This window comes from Hyphomicrobium sp., from assembly GCF_036262015.1.
Taxonomy (GTDB): Bacteria; Pseudomonadota; Alphaproteobacteria; order Rhizobiales; family Hyphomicrobiaceae; genus Hyphomicrobium_C.
Genome location: NZ_DATAJR010000004.1, coordinates 274,335 through 289,201, shown reverse-complemented (window position 1 = coordinate 289,201; position 14,867 = coordinate 274,335). Strand labels below are relative to the sequence as shown.

The window sequence follows — 14,867 nt, the reverse complement described above, 5'->3', positions numbered from 1 at the left end:
GTCGCCGGATAATCGGCCAAGACTACTTTGCGTCCCGACCGGCCGACGGTGTGACGTATCGTCAGAGCCACAAACACCCCCGCTTACGCACGACGTCTGCCAACCACGTCTTCGACGAGATCGGCAAGCAATTTAACAGCCGACGCCTGTCCCTGCGCTTTCGCGCGGGCCGCTGCGGTGATCAGCGTGTCGGGTGAATCGAACAGCTTTCCGAGCTCTGTCGCCAGTCGCAGCGGCGTCAAATCCTTCTGCTCGATACACCAACTGCCCCCCGATTCGGCAAGATTGGAAGCGTTTTCGAGCTGATCACTGTCGAGAGAATGCGGCAAAGGTACGAGGATCGAGGGGCGTCCGATCACGGCCAGTTCGGCAACAGACGACGCGCCCGCACGGGCGATGACCAGGTGACTGTCGGCCATGACTTGCGGCAAGCCTTTGAAAAAGGGCGCAATCTCGGAGCTGATGCCGGCCGCCGAGAGCTGCGCGGTGACGGCCGTTACGTCCTCCTCGCGAGCCTGCTGGACGAGCTTGATACGTTGACGGACGTCCTGGGGCAGCGTGGCCAAGGCGGGCGGCACGGCTTCGGAAAAGAAGCGCGCGCCCTGGCTACCGCCGAACACGAGGAGCTTCAGTGCCCCCCCCGGCTCCAGCGGCGGATAGGGCGTCTTAGCGGCTTCGATCACGAGATCGCGCACGGGATTTCCGGTGAAACGCGCCTTGGCGGCGAGCGGCCCATCGAGGTAGCGCGTTTTGCGGAAGGACGTCGCAACCGTCGCGGCGCCGCGCGCGAGCACCTTGTTGGCACGACCGAGCACCGCGTTCTGTTCGTGGATGATCGACGGGATGCCCAACATGCGCGCGGCGACGAGCGGCGGGATGGTCGGATAGCCGCCGAAGCCGATGACGGCGGCGGGCTTCAGATTGCGCAGAAGCTTGCGCGCCCGGCGCACGCCGCGCAGCAGCGTGAAACCCGCGCGACCCAGCGCGATCGGAGACCGCTTGCTGCCGGGTGTCGCCGACGGAAGCTGGTAGACCGAGCGCGCAGGAAAGCCCGTGCCGTAGCGGTCGCCGCGCATGTCCGTCACGAGATCGATCGGATAGCCACGGCGCTGCAGTTCCTCAGCCAGTGCAAAGGCCGGAAACAGATGGCCGCCGGTTCCGCCGGCGGCAAGCAGGATGGAGGGCGTCTCGCGCGTCACTTTCGGGGCTCGTTCGATGTTGAGAGGCTCGGAAGGTTCGGCGTCAATCGGGGTTTTTTGAGGCGATCGGCGTCCGGGCGGCGGCGGGTCAGCGCGAGCAGCATACCGAGTGTCAGCGAGATCGCCAGCATAGAGGAACCGCCGGCCGAGAGGAACGGCAGCGTCATGCCCTTGGCCGGCAGCAGGCCGGTGTTGACGCCCATGTTGATCAAAGCCTGGAACCCGAACATCAGCGCGAGGCCGACGATACCGAGGCGGGTTGCCACATCGGGCTCGCTTTCGGCATGGCGCAGGGCGCGCAGCACGACGAATGCGAAAAGGAGAAGAAGCACCAGGCAGGCCAGCGCGCCGTACTCCTCGGCGACCACGGCGAAGATGTAGTCGGTATGCGCGTCCGGCAGCGACGTCTTGATGGTGCCTTCGCCGGGGCCGCGCCCGAGGAACCCGCCTTCAATGAAGGACCGGATGGCGCGATCGCCCTGGCTGAAGTCTCCGGTCTGCGGATTGATGAAGCGATCGATGCGTTGGGCCACATGCGGAAAGTAGATGTAGGCCGCGTAGAGCCCCACGGCGCCCGCGACGGCCACAATGGCCGCACCGGTCAAGGCGACGCCCGACACGAACAGCATCGTCATCCAGACCAGCGTGACGAGCATGGTCTGGCCGACATCGGGCTGCACGACGAGGAGACCGGCAAAGATCACGAAGAGCGCCATGGCGAGTGTCCAGGCCGGCATGTCGGGGCGGCGGCGGGATTCTGCGAGCAGCCAGGCCGAGACAACAACGAACGCGGGCTTGGCAAATTCCGAGGGCTGGATCGAATGCCCTTGGATCGACAGCCAACGGCGGGCGCCGTTGATCTCCTCGCCCATAAAGTAGACGGCGACGAGTCCCGCCATCGCGATGGCAAGCACAACGACGGCGAGGCGGCGAACGGACGCCGGACCCAGCAGCGAGACCGCGAGCATGATCGCAAGGCCAGCCGCGGAGAAGAACACGTGGCGTTCGACGAAGTAGTACTGCGCGAGGCCCTTCTTGAGCGCGACGGCGGGGCTGGCCGCAATGGACAGGACAAGTCCGGCGGCGACGATGACCAGGATGGCGTAGAGCAAAACGTGGTCCACTGTGAACCACCATTCCGCGAGCCGGCTCCTGTCGGCGCGCGAGAACTTCATGTGCCGGATCTTTCGAACACGAGATCGGCAACGAGGCGCTTGAACGCGTCGCCGCGTACCTCGAAGTTCTTGAACTGATCGTAGGAGGCACAGGCCGGAGACAGCAGGACCACGCTGTTGGCGTTGCCAGCGTCCAGCGCTTCGCCAGCGGCGCGGCGCACGGCGACATCGAGGGTGCCGCAGCGCTCGAACGGCACCGACGTGCCGAGCGTGGCGGCAAATTCCTCCGTCGCCTCGCCGATCAGGTACGCCTTGGCGATGCGGGAGAAGTAGGGCGTCAACGTCGTGATGCCGCCCGCCTTCGGCTTGCCGCCGAGGATCCAGTAGATGTTGCCTGGGAAGGACGCGAGCGCCTTCTCAGTGCTGTCGGCGTTGGTGGCCTTGCTGTCGTTGACGAACTCGACGGAGCCGATGCGGTTCACGATCTCGAGCCGGTGGGCGAGACCGGGGAAGCTTCTGAGCGCGCTCGCAAGGCCGACGCGATAAGTCGAGCCATTGGGAAGTGCCGTGACGGCCGCAACGGCAGCGGCCGCGTTCTGCCAATTGTGGCTGCCGCGCAGCGTGGCGATGCCGTCCAGGCCGATCGGCGTTTCCTGTTCGTGGCCATGCGTCCGCTCGTGGAGCGTTCCGTCTAGAGAATAGATGCCATCAGCGACGGGCTCGCGCACGGAGATGCGTCGGACTTTCGGGCGACCACGCGCAGCCAGATCCTCGGCAATGTCCGCGCACCAATGGTCGTCGACGCCGACGACAGCCGTGCCCTGGGCGTTCTCGACAAGACGGCGCTTCACGTCGCGGTAGTGCTCCACCGTGCCGTGACGGTCGATGTGGTCGGGCGTGATATTGAGCAGCACGGCCACGGTCGGCGCGGCGCTCGGGGCCAAGTCGATCTGGAAGGACGACAGCTCCAGCACATGGATGCGGCTTTCAGCCGGCGGTTCGAGCGTCAGCACGGCGCGGCCGATGTTGCCACCCATCTGCACGTCGTTGCCGAGATCGCGCAGGATGTGGGCGATCAACGCCGTCGTGGTCGATTTGCCGTTGGTGCCGGTGATGGCAATGACCGGAGCATTCGGGCAGGTCGCGGCACGCTCGCGGAAGAACAGTTCCACATCACCGATGACCTCAACGCCCGCGGCTTGCGCCTTCAGAACCGTCCAATGCGGCTCGGGATGCGTGAGCGGCACGCCCGGCGCGAGCACGAGCGCTGCGAACTCAGACCAATCCGCGGAGGCGAGATCGACCAGCGTCGCGCCCGCGTCGGCCGCCTGCTTGCGGCCCGCCTCGCTATCATCCCAGGCGGCGACACGGGCTCCGCCCGCTTCGAGCGCGCGCACGGTGGCGAGTCCTGAGGCCCCGAGCCCGAAGACCGCGACGGTCCGATCCTTGAAGGTCGAGACGCGAATCATGTGCGTAATTTAGCGCAGCTTGAGCGTGGCGAGGCCGATCAGCGCCAGGATGACAGCGATGATCCAGAAACGGACGACGACCGTGCTCTCCTTCCAGCCCTTCTGCTCGTAGTGGTGGTGCAGCGGCGCCATGCGGAAGACGCGCTTGCCCGTGAGCTTGTACGACGTCACCTGGATGATGACTGACAGCGTTTCCAGAACAAACAGGCCGCCGACGATGGCAAGGACGACCTCGTGCTTGGTGGCGACGGCAATGGTGCCGAGGGCACCGCCGAGCGCAAGAGAGCCGGTATCGCCCATGAAAATCATAGCGGGAGGGGCGTTGAACCACAGGAAGCCGAGGCCGGCGCCGATCAGAGCGCCGCAGATGACCGCGAGTTCGCCCGTGCCGGCCACGTGGTGGATCTGCAGGTAGCCCGCGAACTTCACGTTACCGATGAGGTAGGCGATGAGGCCAAAGGTGGCGGCCGCGATCATGACCGGCACGATCGCCAGGCCGTCCAGTCCGTCCGTCAAATTGACGGCGTTGCCGGCGCCAACGATGACCAGCATGCCGACGATGATGAACATGGCGCCGAGGTCGATCAGCGCCGTCTTGAAGAACGGCAGGGCCAGCTTGCCCGCCAGCTCCTCGTTCGAGAGATCCATGATGAAGTAGACAGCGACGGCGGCGATGATGATCTCAAGGCCAAGGCGCGCCCAGCCGCCAAAGCCGCTCGACTGCTGTTTCGTGACCTTCAGGTAGTCATCGTAGAAACCGATGCCGCCGTAGGCGAGCGTGACGAGCAGCACAATCCAGACATAGGCGTTGGCGAGATCCGACCAGAGCAGCGTCGCGACCGTGACACTGGCGAGGATCATGAGGCCGCCCATGGTGGGCGTACCCTTCTTCGAGAAATGCGATTGCGGGCCGTCAGCGCGGATCGGCTGGCCCTTGCCCTGCTTCAAGCGCAAGAGATCGATGATCCCGGGGCCGAAGAGCATCACGAAGAGAAGCGCTGTGAAGATCGCGCCGCCAGTGCGGAATGTGATGTAGCGGAAGACGTTTAGAATACCGATCTGATCGCTGAAGCTCACGAGCTCGTACAGCATGGTCTTCCCCTTCCCCTCGTTCCTGCCCGCGACCTACGCAGCGCCCAGCTTCTTGCGCAAGGCCTCGGCCACAGGGCCCATGCGGCTGCCGTTCGACCCCTTGATCATCACCGCGTCCCCCGGCTCGAGAGCGGCGAGCAACCGTTCACCCAGCTCATCGGAGCCCGGCGTCCAGGCGCCCTGCCGCGCGGGCGCCAGCGCGCCAAAAAGATGCGCCATGTTAGGTCCACAGGCAAAGACCAGATCCGTGCCTGCGGCGTCAACAGCTTCCTTGAGGCCCAGGTGGAGGGCCTTTTCTTCGGAACCCAGCTCCAGCATGTCGCCCAAGGCAGCGATCCGACGCGGAAAATCCGTACGCGGCACGGTGCCGAGGACGGAGAGCGCCGCCTTCATGGATGCCGGGTTTGCGTTGTAGCTCTCATCGATCAGGAGGATGCGTCCGCCTTTGAATGGCAGCTCCATGCGCGACCCTCTGCCCGGAGGCGGAGGAAGTGTCGCGAGCACGGCGAGCGCTTCGGCGGTATCCGCCCCGGCTGCGTCGATGGCGGCCGCGACGGCGAGTGCGTTGCGCGCAATGTGAATACCTGGAACCGCGACCCGATACCGGATCTCTCGTCCACCGATGTCGAGTTCGATCGCCGTGCCTTCGGACGAGAGCTCCAACACCTTCGGCCGGACGTCGGCGCGGGCGTCCTGCCCGAAGGCGACGATGCGCGCCCCCGCCGCTTCGGCATGGCGGCGCAGGAGATCGAAGTGGGTGTTGTCGCGGTTGATGATGGCAACACCGCCCGGCTCGAGGCCGGCAAAAATTTCGGCCTTAGCCTCGGCAATGGCCTCGATGCTGGGGAATTGCGCAAGGTGTACCGGCTCGACCGTTGTCACGATGGCTATGTGTGGGCGCACCATTTTGACCAGTGGCGTGATCTCGCCCGCGTGGTTCATGCCGATCTCGAACACGCCGAAGCGCGTATCGGCTGGCATGCGCGCCAACGTCAGCGGCACCCCCCAGTGGTTGTTGAAGGATTTGTCCGCGCCGTGGGTCGGACCGCACGTCGCCAGCGCGGCGCGCAGCATGTCCTTGGTGCCGGTCTTGCCGGCGCTGCCCGTGACCGCAATGACGCGCGCCTCTGGCGCGAGCCGTGCGCGCGCCGCGCGACCGATGGCTTCGAGGCCCTTCAGCGTGTCGCGCACGCGGATCAGTGGTCCGTCGTTCGGCTGCTCTTCGTAGGCTTCCGAAACGAGCGCAGCGGCGGCGCCCACTTCGAATGCCTTGGTGACGAAGGCGTGTCCGTCTCGCTGATCCTTGAGCGCGACGAAGAGATCGCCCGGCGCCAGCGAGCGCGTGTCGATCGACAGGCCCGTGACCCTCGCTCCGGTTGCGCGCTCGCCCCGTCCAGCCGCGGCACGGACAAGGTCGTCAAAGGTCCACGGCGGGGCATTCGACATCAATCGGTTCCATGCGCGTCACGCATGACGCCCTTTTGTTGATTTTGTTCAGGGATTTGACAGCGCTTCGCGCAGCGTATCGTGGTCGGAGAAGGGTCTCACCGTCTGGCCTATGATCTGGCCCGTTTCGTGGCCTTTTCCGGCGACGAGCACGACATCCCCTGGCTGCATGAGATGCACCGCCGCGCGGATGGCTTTCGCGCGGTCGCCGATCTCGATGGCGCCGGGCGCTGCCGCCAGGATCTCGGCGCGGATCGCAGCGGGTTCCTCCGTTCTCGGATTGTCGTCCGTGACAATCGTCACGTTGGCGCGCGCCGCCGAGATGGCGCCCATGATCGGGCGCTTGCCGCGGTCGCGATCGCCACCGCAACCGAATACGCAGATCAGACGTCCCGTCACGAACGGGCGCACGCCATCAAGCGCGGCTTCGAGCGCTTCCGGCTTGTGCGCGTAATCGACGACGGCAAGCGCGCCATTTCTCTCGCCGATGATCTCGAGCCGTCCTTTGACGCCGTGCAGCTTGCCAATGGCCGGAATGACGACCGACGGGTCTTCGCCGACAGCGAGGGCAAGCCCCGCAGCGACGAGCGCGTTGGCGACCTGATAGGTGCCGATGAGCGGCAGCCGGACTTCGTAGGTGCGGTCCGCATGGACGAGGGTCAGCGTCTGGGCAAACCCTTCCCGCGACAGGTTCGCGAGGCGAAGGGTTTCACCTGCCGCTCCGACGGTCATGACCTTCAGCCCGCGGCGTTTGGCGGCGTCGATCACCTCCCCTGCGCGCGGACCATCCACGTTGATAACCGCGGGTTTGCCGGGAACCATCAGCTCCTCGAAGAGGCGGAGCTTGGCGGCGAGATAGGCTTCCGTTGTCGGGTGGTAGTCGAGATGGTCGCGGCCGAGATTGGTGAAAGCGGCGGCGGCGACCTTCACGCCGTCGAGGCGATACTGATCGAGCCCGTGAGAGGACGCTTCGAAAGCCAGATGTGTGATGCCCTCGCCCGCGAGGGAAGCCAGCGTCTGATGCAGGGTGACCGGATCGGGCGTCGTGAGCGAGCCATAGACCGCGCCGTCCGGCTTCACCAGACCGATGGTGCCGAGGGACGCCGCACGATGTCCAGCAGCGGCGAAGAGCTGGCGGGTGAATTCGGCGACCGATGTCTTGCCACTCGTGCCCGTGACGGCCACCGTGGTTTCAGGCTGCGCCCCGTAGAAGCGGGCTGCCATGAGCGCGAGGGTCCGGCGTGGTTCGGCTGAACGCAGAACGGGGATAGCGAGCCCATCGGGAATGGCAGCGGTTTCGGATGCCAGGACCGCGGCGGCCCCCTTGGCGACCGCATCGGCAATGAATTTTGCGCCGTCGGCCTTGGTGCCGGAAAGCGCAACGAAGAGCGCACCCGGCGTCACCGCCCGGCTGTCGGCCGTGATCTGGCTGACGTCGATGTCTCCGCTGCCAAGCGGAGCGTCAACGACGCCAGTGTCCGTTGAAAGATTGGAAAGTCGCATATCGTCCCGGCCGCGGCGGAAGACTTCGACGCTTCTAAAGTCGGTCGAGGGCGCCGTCAAACGCGACGGATGTGATTGTCGAACTCGGCGCCCGCAAAGTTCAAGATTTTCTGGGAGTTAGAGTCGTCGCTCTCAAACCGCAGGGCGCCTTCGCCGGAGCTCATGACGAACTCGGACCCGCCGCTGCCGAGCGTAAGTCCGGAGCTGTCCTTGATCCGAACGTCGTGGACGATCTTGCCGGTCTCGGCGTCGGCGTAGACGACGCGGCCGGCGAGCGGAGCGGATGCGGCCAACAGACGGCCGTCGGCACTGACGGCGACGGCGCCGATGTAGCCCTTCAGCGCCATACCCAGCGCATCGGCCTGCACCATCAAGGCGATGGGGCGATCGAGACCGACGCGGCCGATGAGGGCCGGCGTGTCCTCCAGGCCGCCTTGCCACTGGCTGCCGAACCAGATGTCGCCGCGCGGCGTCTCCGCGAGATGGCGCACGGACAAGAGATTGATGTCGGAGGGAACCTCGTGGCGCACCTTGAGGGCGCCGCTTGTGACATCGACGAAAGCGACGTTCGGCGCCATGTCTGCGACGCCGATGCTCTCGCGCCCCGTCGCGGGATCGTTGCCGAAACCGCCATTCGCGATGGCGAGCGTCTTGCCGTCGGAGAGCAGGATCGCTTCGTGGGGACCGATGCCGTAGGAGGGAAACTCGCCAACACGCCGCCAGCCGCCAGCCGCGTCGTAGACGCCGATGATGCCATCTCCGGTATCCACATTGTGCTCGGTCGCATAGACGAGCCTGCCGTCCTTCGAGAAGACGCCGTGACCATAGAAGTGGCGATCGGGCGGAGGCGCGAATACCTCCGGCTCGCGGCGGCCGTCGGCATCGAAGGCGAGCGCGAAGAAGCCGGGGCGTCGCGCGAAAACCACGCCGAGCCTTGCAACGTGGTCGATCGCGATGTCGTGGCATCGCGCGGATAGCGGAATTTCGCGCAGGAGGCGCCCATCCTCGGCGATGAGCAGGACGGCGTAGCTGCCGTCAGGGCGGCGCGCGCCGGACGCGTAGACCGCAGTGGCCGCGCCGCTCAGTCCTTCGGCCGCGAGCGCATGACGGGCGGCGCCCAAGGCCACCATCGAGCCGATCAGAAACTGGCGGCGGTCAATCGCCATCGAGCTCGTTGATCCCCATTTCGATTTCGGCATTGGGGGCCAGCTCCTTGAAGATGATCTGGCGGATGCCACTGAGGTCGAAGCGCATTTTGCGGAGCGCGTGCAGGTGCGCTTCCGACCCGCGCTCGTTTGCGCGCAGGTCGTCGAGCTTCGCCGCGTCGGCAATGAGGCTCTTCCAAGCGTCGGGGATGAACTTCACCATCCAGGGCTTGTCGGCCGGGATGTAGGCGTCGAGGCCGATGGTTTCGTAAAGATCCTTCAACGCGACGATCGACGACTGCAGATACTCGCTGGTGAGACCCGCCTGCTCGAAAGCGAGGCGCACCCGCCGCGGCGGATCGGCCGTCACCGCCGTCAGCTCCGGCAGGACGATCCTGTCGCGGCCAAGCTCAAGGCCCATCGCCATGGCTTTGGCCACGTCGCGGACGGTCTCGGAGGCGTCCTTATAAAGTGCGTTGTCGGATCCCGGCGTCAGCATCTTCATGCGATAGCCGTCATCGCCTTTCCAGCCAGCGCTGATCTCCTCGGCGATCGCGTGGAGGTTGGCTGCGATGGCGGCGGCCAGTGCGCAGCGATACTTCGCCGTTTCGTCCGTTCCGGTGCCGAGTGGATTTTTTTCGTCATAGAGTAGGATTTCGAGCGCGGTCAGGCCTTGTACAGCGACGCTCTGGCGCGCCAATGCGCCCGACTCAAGCAAATCGGGCTTCTTGGCCGCGATCAAGGCGCTCAACTGGCGCGACGCGAAACCGCGCGGATCCGGCCAGAAGAAGATGCGCTCAAGGCGATGCTCGCGCGCAACGGGGCCGAAGCGAATGAAGTCGAGCCCGCCCCAGGCATGGACGATCTCGGCATAAGCCGCAGTCGCCGCCTTGCGCGAGGCCTCGCTGCCACCGTCCTTGCATACGGCGCCGATTGCAGCGGTGAGGTTGGCGGTCTTGGCCGACAGAGCATCAACACGCGGCACGATGAACTTGTCGATGGTGTCGATCACCATCGTGGCGTGGCTCTTGCGGATCGGGAGGGCTTCAGCGGACGCTGCGACAAGGCTCATGGCGACCGTGACCAGGGAAGCGATCAAGGCCGATTTAAAAAGCCGGACTGGGGTCACAGAGAAACTCCTCGAGGCCGAAACGCCCCGATGTTTAGGCCGAGCCAGCCTTGTGTGAAAGAGGAGAAAGGCAACGGCGGTGCCGTCAGCTCATTCGCAGCTTTCGTACTCGTCTGCGGGCGTGTTCGCCGGCTGTTTGCGGCGCTGCTGCTGGAGACGCAAGAGGCGCTCGCGGGTAGAGAAGCTGCGGTAGGGGCAGATGAGACCCTTCCGCTCCAGGCTCTCGAGCCTTGCGTAAATCACATCGACAGCGAGCGGCGCGCAACCGCAACACTGCATGCGTTTCTGCATGTGGCGGTAGACAACGCCAGGCGTCGGGATCGGCGCCTCGGGCTGATTCAGGATATCGAGGAGAGCAAGCTCGATGTCGAGATCAGAGATTTGCTGGCAGGAACAGACGATCATCTTTCAATGCTTCCTTGCCGCTCTATTGTCTCGGGGCGGCGTGGGAGGCCGACGCATACGCTGCAGCGTTTACGATCAAACCCGGCGAAAGGATCTGATCGAGACCGCGCATGGTAACCGCGAAGCTTTCCGCGTGATGGACGACTTCGTCGATCAGCGAACTTTCGATCAGCGCGAAGGCGCAGGCGCGCATGGCCGGGCACGTGTTGTGCTGGCAGGCGGCGATCATCGAAACTGCGAGGCATTCATCGCGGCAGAAGCCTGCGCAATCGCCCGAGCAGACTTCGATCTCGCGGCGGGCCGCGGCGCTGACGGCGCGGACCCAGGCAGACAGCTCCGACACCGCCGTGCGTGCTGCATTCGGACCAAGCGCCTGCGAATAAATGCGCCAAGCGTCTTCCCAGCGATCGATGTCGCCAGACTTGTAGCCGGCGACCCAGTAGCGAAAGCCGAGACCGATCAATCGCTCCGCGCCACGTTCCCCGGAAAGGACGTGGGCAGCCGGCATCGAAACGGAGAGGGGGACGACATTAGACCGACGCATTACGACCCTCCGCCGGAAGGCCCGCCAAGTCCGCATTTTGCGAGGAGAAAGGCGCGCAGCATGCGCGCAACACCCATTGCGGGCGTAGTTCGAAACACATCGATCAGGCCTTCCTATTGTCGGGGTTCAAGGCCCCGAAAAGGACATGTAAGCGAATTGCGCACGCGCAACCTTGAGCGTAAGCAACCTCTTTCAGGCCGTAGAGTCAAGTGTGGCGATGACACATTAGGCTATTGGAATCATTCAAATCTTTGTTTTGAAGAGTTCCAAAGTACAGAAGTCGTTCCGACCGCTTCAGCCGTGGCTCACCTGATGACGACGTGCGCCGCTGCCGGAAACCGCCAAGGTCTTGGTGCGCTTCGATGTCTTGGCCTTCGCGCGCGGGCTCGCGGGCTCCTTGCGCTGAACCTTGGTCATCTGCTCGAGCGTGTGCTCGTCGAGAACATTGATGAAAGCCCCCAGCGCGCTGTCGAACAGCTCATCGAGTGCCGCGAGTTGCGTCTCGCCTTCCTCGCGCTCGATTTCGAGGTGGAGAGCTTCCATCGCCCGCACCACATCGCCGATTCGGATTTCTGATGCAGGGCGTGCGAGCCGGACACCGCCATGCCGTCCGCGAACCGCCTGGATAAAGCCGGCGCGAGACAGGAGGTGGACGATCTTGAAGGTGTTTTGGAGGGTGATGTCCCGACGCTCGGAAATCTCAGCGACTTTCACCAAGTTTGGATCGGCCAAGGCGCAATCAAGAAGGATGCGGATGGCGTAGTTCGTCGTTTTGCTTAGGCGCATTGGTTTTCCCAGTTCTTTCGCCCGTGCCAAACCCTCACACGGTCTCGCTTTTCGAAGCTCTCGTATTCTAGACTCGATCTAGACTAATTCCAAACTACAACCTCTTCCGCTCAAATGTCAGCTGAGAATCAGGAACTTAACCTTTGAAAAGAGCGGAAAAGTTGGCCGCATCACGGCCGACTTTTCGCATTCTTGACTGAATGCGTCAATAAGCCTAGACGCTTTAGGCAGCTTCACCGACTCAGGAGGCCGCTCTTGTCCAAGGCATTCATCGCGGCGCGATCGTCTCTCGTGGCACTCGCTGCCGCAGCGGCAATCGCGCTGGTTCCCGTCCACGCCCACGCCGATGCGCCTGCGATCAAGGACGTGCTGACGAACTATTCCAACATCGCCGAAGCCGGCTACGGTGACAGCCTCAAGGCGGCACGCGATCTCAAGTCAGCGGTCGATGCACTGATCAAGACCCCCACCGATGCGACCTTGGACGCGGCCAGGAAGGCATGGATCGCGGCGCGTGTTCCCTACATGCAGACCGAAGCCTTCCGTTTCGGCAATCCCGTCGTCGACGACTGGGAAGGCCGTGTGAACGCCTGGCCGCTCGACGAAGGCCTGATCGATTACGTTGCCGAGGCCTACGGCACGGAAAACCCGGAAAACGAGTACTACGCCGCGAACGTCATCGCGAATAAGTCGCTCAAGGTCGCTGGAAAGACCGTCGACACCTCGAAGATCACGCCTGAACTCCTTCGAGGCCTGAATGAAGCCGGCGGCGTCAAGGCCAACGTGGCGACTGGCTATCACGCCATCGAATTTTTGCTTTGGGGACAGGATCTCAACGGAACGGGCCCCGGCGCGGGCAACCGGCCGGCCACCGACTATGATCTCAAGGCTTGCACCCACGACAACTGCGATCGGCGTGCTCAGTATCTCTCGACCGTCACAGACATGCTGGTCGACGACCTCGCCTATATGACCGAGCAGTGGGGCCCCAAAGGCGAAGCTCGCGCCTTCATCATGAAGGACGACAAGTCGGGATTGACGGCTATCTTCACGGGTCTCGGCAGCCTCTCCTACGGCGAGCTGGCGGGCGAGCGCATGAAACTCGGCCTCATCATTCACGACCCCGAGGAGGAGCATGACTGCTTCTCCGACAATACGCACAATTCGCACTACGGCGACGCGCACGGCATCCAGAACGTCTACCTCGGCACTTACAAGCGCCTTGACGGCAGCACGGTCTCCGGCCCCAGCGTCTCCGACCTGGTGAAAGCGAAATCACCCGAGGCCGATGCGCGGGTCCGGGCGGCCATCGACAAGACGGTGGGCAAGATGACCGCTCTCGTGGACCGCGCGAACAAGGTCGAGGCCTACGATCAGATGATCGGATTGGACAACCCCGAGGGGAATGCCGTTGTACAGGCCGCAATCGACGCGCTGATCGCGCAAGCCAAGGAATTCGAGCGTGCAGTCGCCGCACTCGATCTCAAGGATATCAAGTTTGAGGGTTCCGACAGTCTGGATGCGCCCGACAAGGTAGGCGGAAACAAGTAGTACTCTATTCTCCAGCATATAAATCAGGCATCCTGATTCGCGGGCGCGAAGAGGGGGAGAGCAGCATGAAAAACACGTTCGGCGCGTGTGTTCTGCTGGGTGCATGCTTGGGGTTTACCGCGCTTGCCGCGCCGACGGCGGCTGGCGCGGCGGATTTAGGCGGTAGCTGCTGCGCTGACCTCGAAGAGCGGATCGCTGAGCTTGAGGCAACGACCGCGCGCAAAGGCAATCGCAAAGTTTCGCTCACGGTCGCAGGCCAAGTGAACAAAGCGTTTCTGGGCTGGGACGACGGCTTCGAAGACAACGTCTATGTGGTCGGCAACAAAAACGACCAGACCAACATGAGCTTTACCGGGGAGGCGGAAATCACCTCCGAATGGCGCGCGGGCTACGACATCACGATCCGCTACGTCGACAACCTCTCCGACTTGGTCAGCCAGGACAACGTGAACGGCGGCAGCGACCTGTTCATCTGGCAGAACCACTGGTGGGTCGAAAGCAAGACGCTTGGAAAGTTCTCGCTCGGCCGCGCTTCCCGCGCGAGCGACACGGTTCCAGAAACCGATCTGTCGGAGACGGGCGTTGCGGCCTACGTGGGTGTCCAAGACATCGGCGGCGCCTTCAATCTGAGGCTTTCCAACGGCGCGCTCGCGCCCGTCGTGTGGGGCGACCTCTACAATCATTTCAATGGCGATACGGCCGATCTCGTGCGCTATGACTCGCCCGAGTATCATGGGTTTATCGCCTCGGCCACGTGGGGGGACGACGACGTCTGGGACGTGGCGATCCGATACGCGCATGAAGGTGGCGGTTTGAACTTCGGAGCCGCCATCGCCTACACGGAACTGACGGACGGCACGGATCCGCTCATCGGCAATCCGCTCGGACTGGCCCAGTCCACGGTCTTGGGCTCGGCTTCACTCCTGCACACCGGGACAGGATTGAACATCACCTTTGCCGGCGGCCATCGCACCTACGACCAAGCCATTGTCGATGTTGACGGTGTGACGCGCACGCCGAAAGATCCTCACTACGTCTATACCAAGCTCGGTTGGCTCACGAAGCTCAATGCCCTGGGCCCGACCGGCTTTTACGGCGAATACGGCTGGTTCAAAGACTTCATCTGCGCAACGGACAACGTCGATCTTCTCGACGCGCTCAATGCGACGGGCACGGCAACGCGGATCGCAGGCAACGAGGCGGATGTCTGGGGCCTGGGCGTCGTGCAGCAAGTCGAAGCCGCGAATATGCAGATTTACCTCGGCTATCGGCACCACACAGCGAGCTTCGACCTTGTTGACGGCGCCGGGGCTTCCGTTGCTGCGCGCGGCATAGAGGCTTTTGACACCGTCATAGCGGGCTCCAAGATCGCCTTCTAAGGTCTTCACCCTACGGGATTAAGAGGTCGCAGGGTTTTATCTTGAACCCGCCCCCATGGCGTGCTGACTGAACGCAATTGCCTTCTGCTCCGGCGGGGTCGTAC

At 63.8% G+C, this 14,867-nt stretch carries 13 protein-coding genes; 2 read left to right on the top strand and 11 right to left on the bottom strand.

Annotated elements, in window-relative coordinates:
* Positions 1 to 83: 83 nt before the first annotated feature.
* From murG to VHO05_RS02325, 11 genes are all read right to left on the bottom strand, one after another.
* Complete coding sequence (gene murG, locus VHO05_RS02375) at positions 84 to 1,199, bottom strand: undecaprenyldiphospho-muramoylpentapeptide beta-N-acetylglucosaminyltransferase (protein WP_329645009.1); 1,116 nt, start codon at positions 1,197 to 1,199, stop codon at positions 84 to 86.
* Positions 1,196 to 2,374, bottom strand: coding sequence for a putative peptidoglycan glycosyltransferase FtsW (locus tag VHO05_RS02370; RefSeq protein ID WP_329645008.1), 1,179 nt, complete (start codon positions 2,372 to 2,374; stop codon positions 1,196 to 1,198). Before VHO05_RS02370 ends, murG begins: the two co-directional genes overlap by 4 nt.
* Positions 2,371 to 3,783, bottom strand: a complete 1,413-nt coding sequence (murD, locus tag VHO05_RS02365) for a UDP-N-acetylmuramoyl-L-alanine--D-glutamate ligase (RefSeq protein ID WP_329645007.1) — start codon at positions 3,781 to 3,783, stop codon at positions 2,371 to 2,373. Before murD ends, VHO05_RS02370 begins: the two co-directional genes overlap by 4 nt.
* A gap of 9 nt (positions 3,784 to 3,792) precedes the next feature.
* Positions 3,793 to 4,875, bottom strand: a complete 1,083-nt coding sequence (mraY, locus tag VHO05_RS02360; protein WP_329645006.1) for a phospho-N-acetylmuramoyl-pentapeptide-transferase — start codon at positions 4,873 to 4,875, stop codon at positions 3,793 to 3,795.
* A gap of 33 nt (positions 4,876 to 4,908) precedes the next feature.
* Positions 4,909 to 6,321 carry a UDP-N-acetylmuramoylalanyl-D-glutamyl-2,6-diaminopimelate--D-alanyl-D-alanine ligase gene (locus tag VHO05_RS02355; RefSeq protein WP_329645005.1) on the bottom strand — a complete coding sequence of 471 codons (1,413 nt, stop codon included), beginning with the start codon at positions 6,319 to 6,321 and terminating at the stop codon, positions 4,909 to 4,911.
* Positions 6,322 to 6,369: 48 nt separating this feature from the next.
* Positions 6,370 to 7,824: a UDP-N-acetylmuramoyl-L-alanyl-D-glutamate--2,6-diaminopimelate ligase gene (locus tag VHO05_RS02350; protein ID WP_329645004.1), complete on the bottom strand. Its 1,455-nt coding sequence runs from the start codon at positions 7,822 to 7,824 to the stop codon at positions 6,370 to 6,372.
* Positions 7,825 to 7,880: 56 nt separating this feature from the next.
* Positions 7,881 to 9,023, bottom strand: a complete 1,143-nt coding sequence (locus VHO05_RS02345) for a DUF1513 domain-containing protein (protein WP_329645003.1) — start codon at positions 9,021 to 9,023, stop codon at positions 7,881 to 7,883.
* Complete coding sequence (locus VHO05_RS02340) at positions 8,980 to 10,098, bottom strand: imelysin family protein (RefSeq protein WP_329645002.1); 1,119 nt, start codon at positions 10,096 to 10,098, stop codon at positions 8,980 to 8,982. The genes VHO05_RS02345 and VHO05_RS02340 overlap by 44 nt, the downstream gene beginning before the upstream one ends.
* A 90-nt stretch (positions 10,099 to 10,188) precedes the next feature.
* The gene (locus tag VHO05_RS02335; RefSeq protein ID WP_329645001.1) at positions 10,189 to 10,503 is read right to left on the bottom strand and encodes a hypothetical protein; all 315 of its coding nucleotides are present in this window, start codon (positions 10,501 to 10,503) and stop codon (positions 10,189 to 10,191) included.
* Between the two features lie 22 nt (positions 10,504 to 10,525).
* Positions 10,526 to 11,047: a hypothetical protein gene (locus VHO05_RS02330; protein WP_329645000.1), complete on the bottom strand. Its 522-nt coding sequence runs from the start codon at positions 11,045 to 11,047 to the stop codon at positions 10,526 to 10,528.
* A 294-nt stretch (positions 11,048 to 11,341) separates the two neighbouring features.
* Positions 11,342 to 11,833 (bottom strand): Rrf2 family transcriptional regulator, encoded by a 492-nt coding sequence (locus VHO05_RS02325; RefSeq protein WP_329644999.1) that lies wholly within the window; start codon positions 11,831 to 11,833, stop codon positions 11,342 to 11,344.
* A gap of 255 nt (positions 11,834 to 12,088) precedes the next feature.
* On the opposite strand from VHO05_RS02325, the gene VHO05_RS02320 reads away from it, so the two are divergent.
* Together VHO05_RS02320 and VHO05_RS02315 are read left to right on the top strand one after the other, a co-directional pair.
* Complete coding sequence (locus tag VHO05_RS02320; protein WP_329644998.1) at positions 12,089 to 13,384, top strand: imelysin family protein; 1,296 nt, start codon at positions 12,089 to 12,091, stop codon at positions 13,382 to 13,384.
* 65 nt (positions 13,385 to 13,449) lie between these two features.
* Positions 13,450 to 14,763 (top strand): porin, encoded by a 1,314-nt coding sequence (locus VHO05_RS02315; RefSeq protein WP_329644997.1) that lies wholly within the window; start codon positions 13,450 to 13,452, stop codon positions 14,761 to 14,763.
* Positions 14,764 to 14,867: the final 104 nt, after the last annotated feature.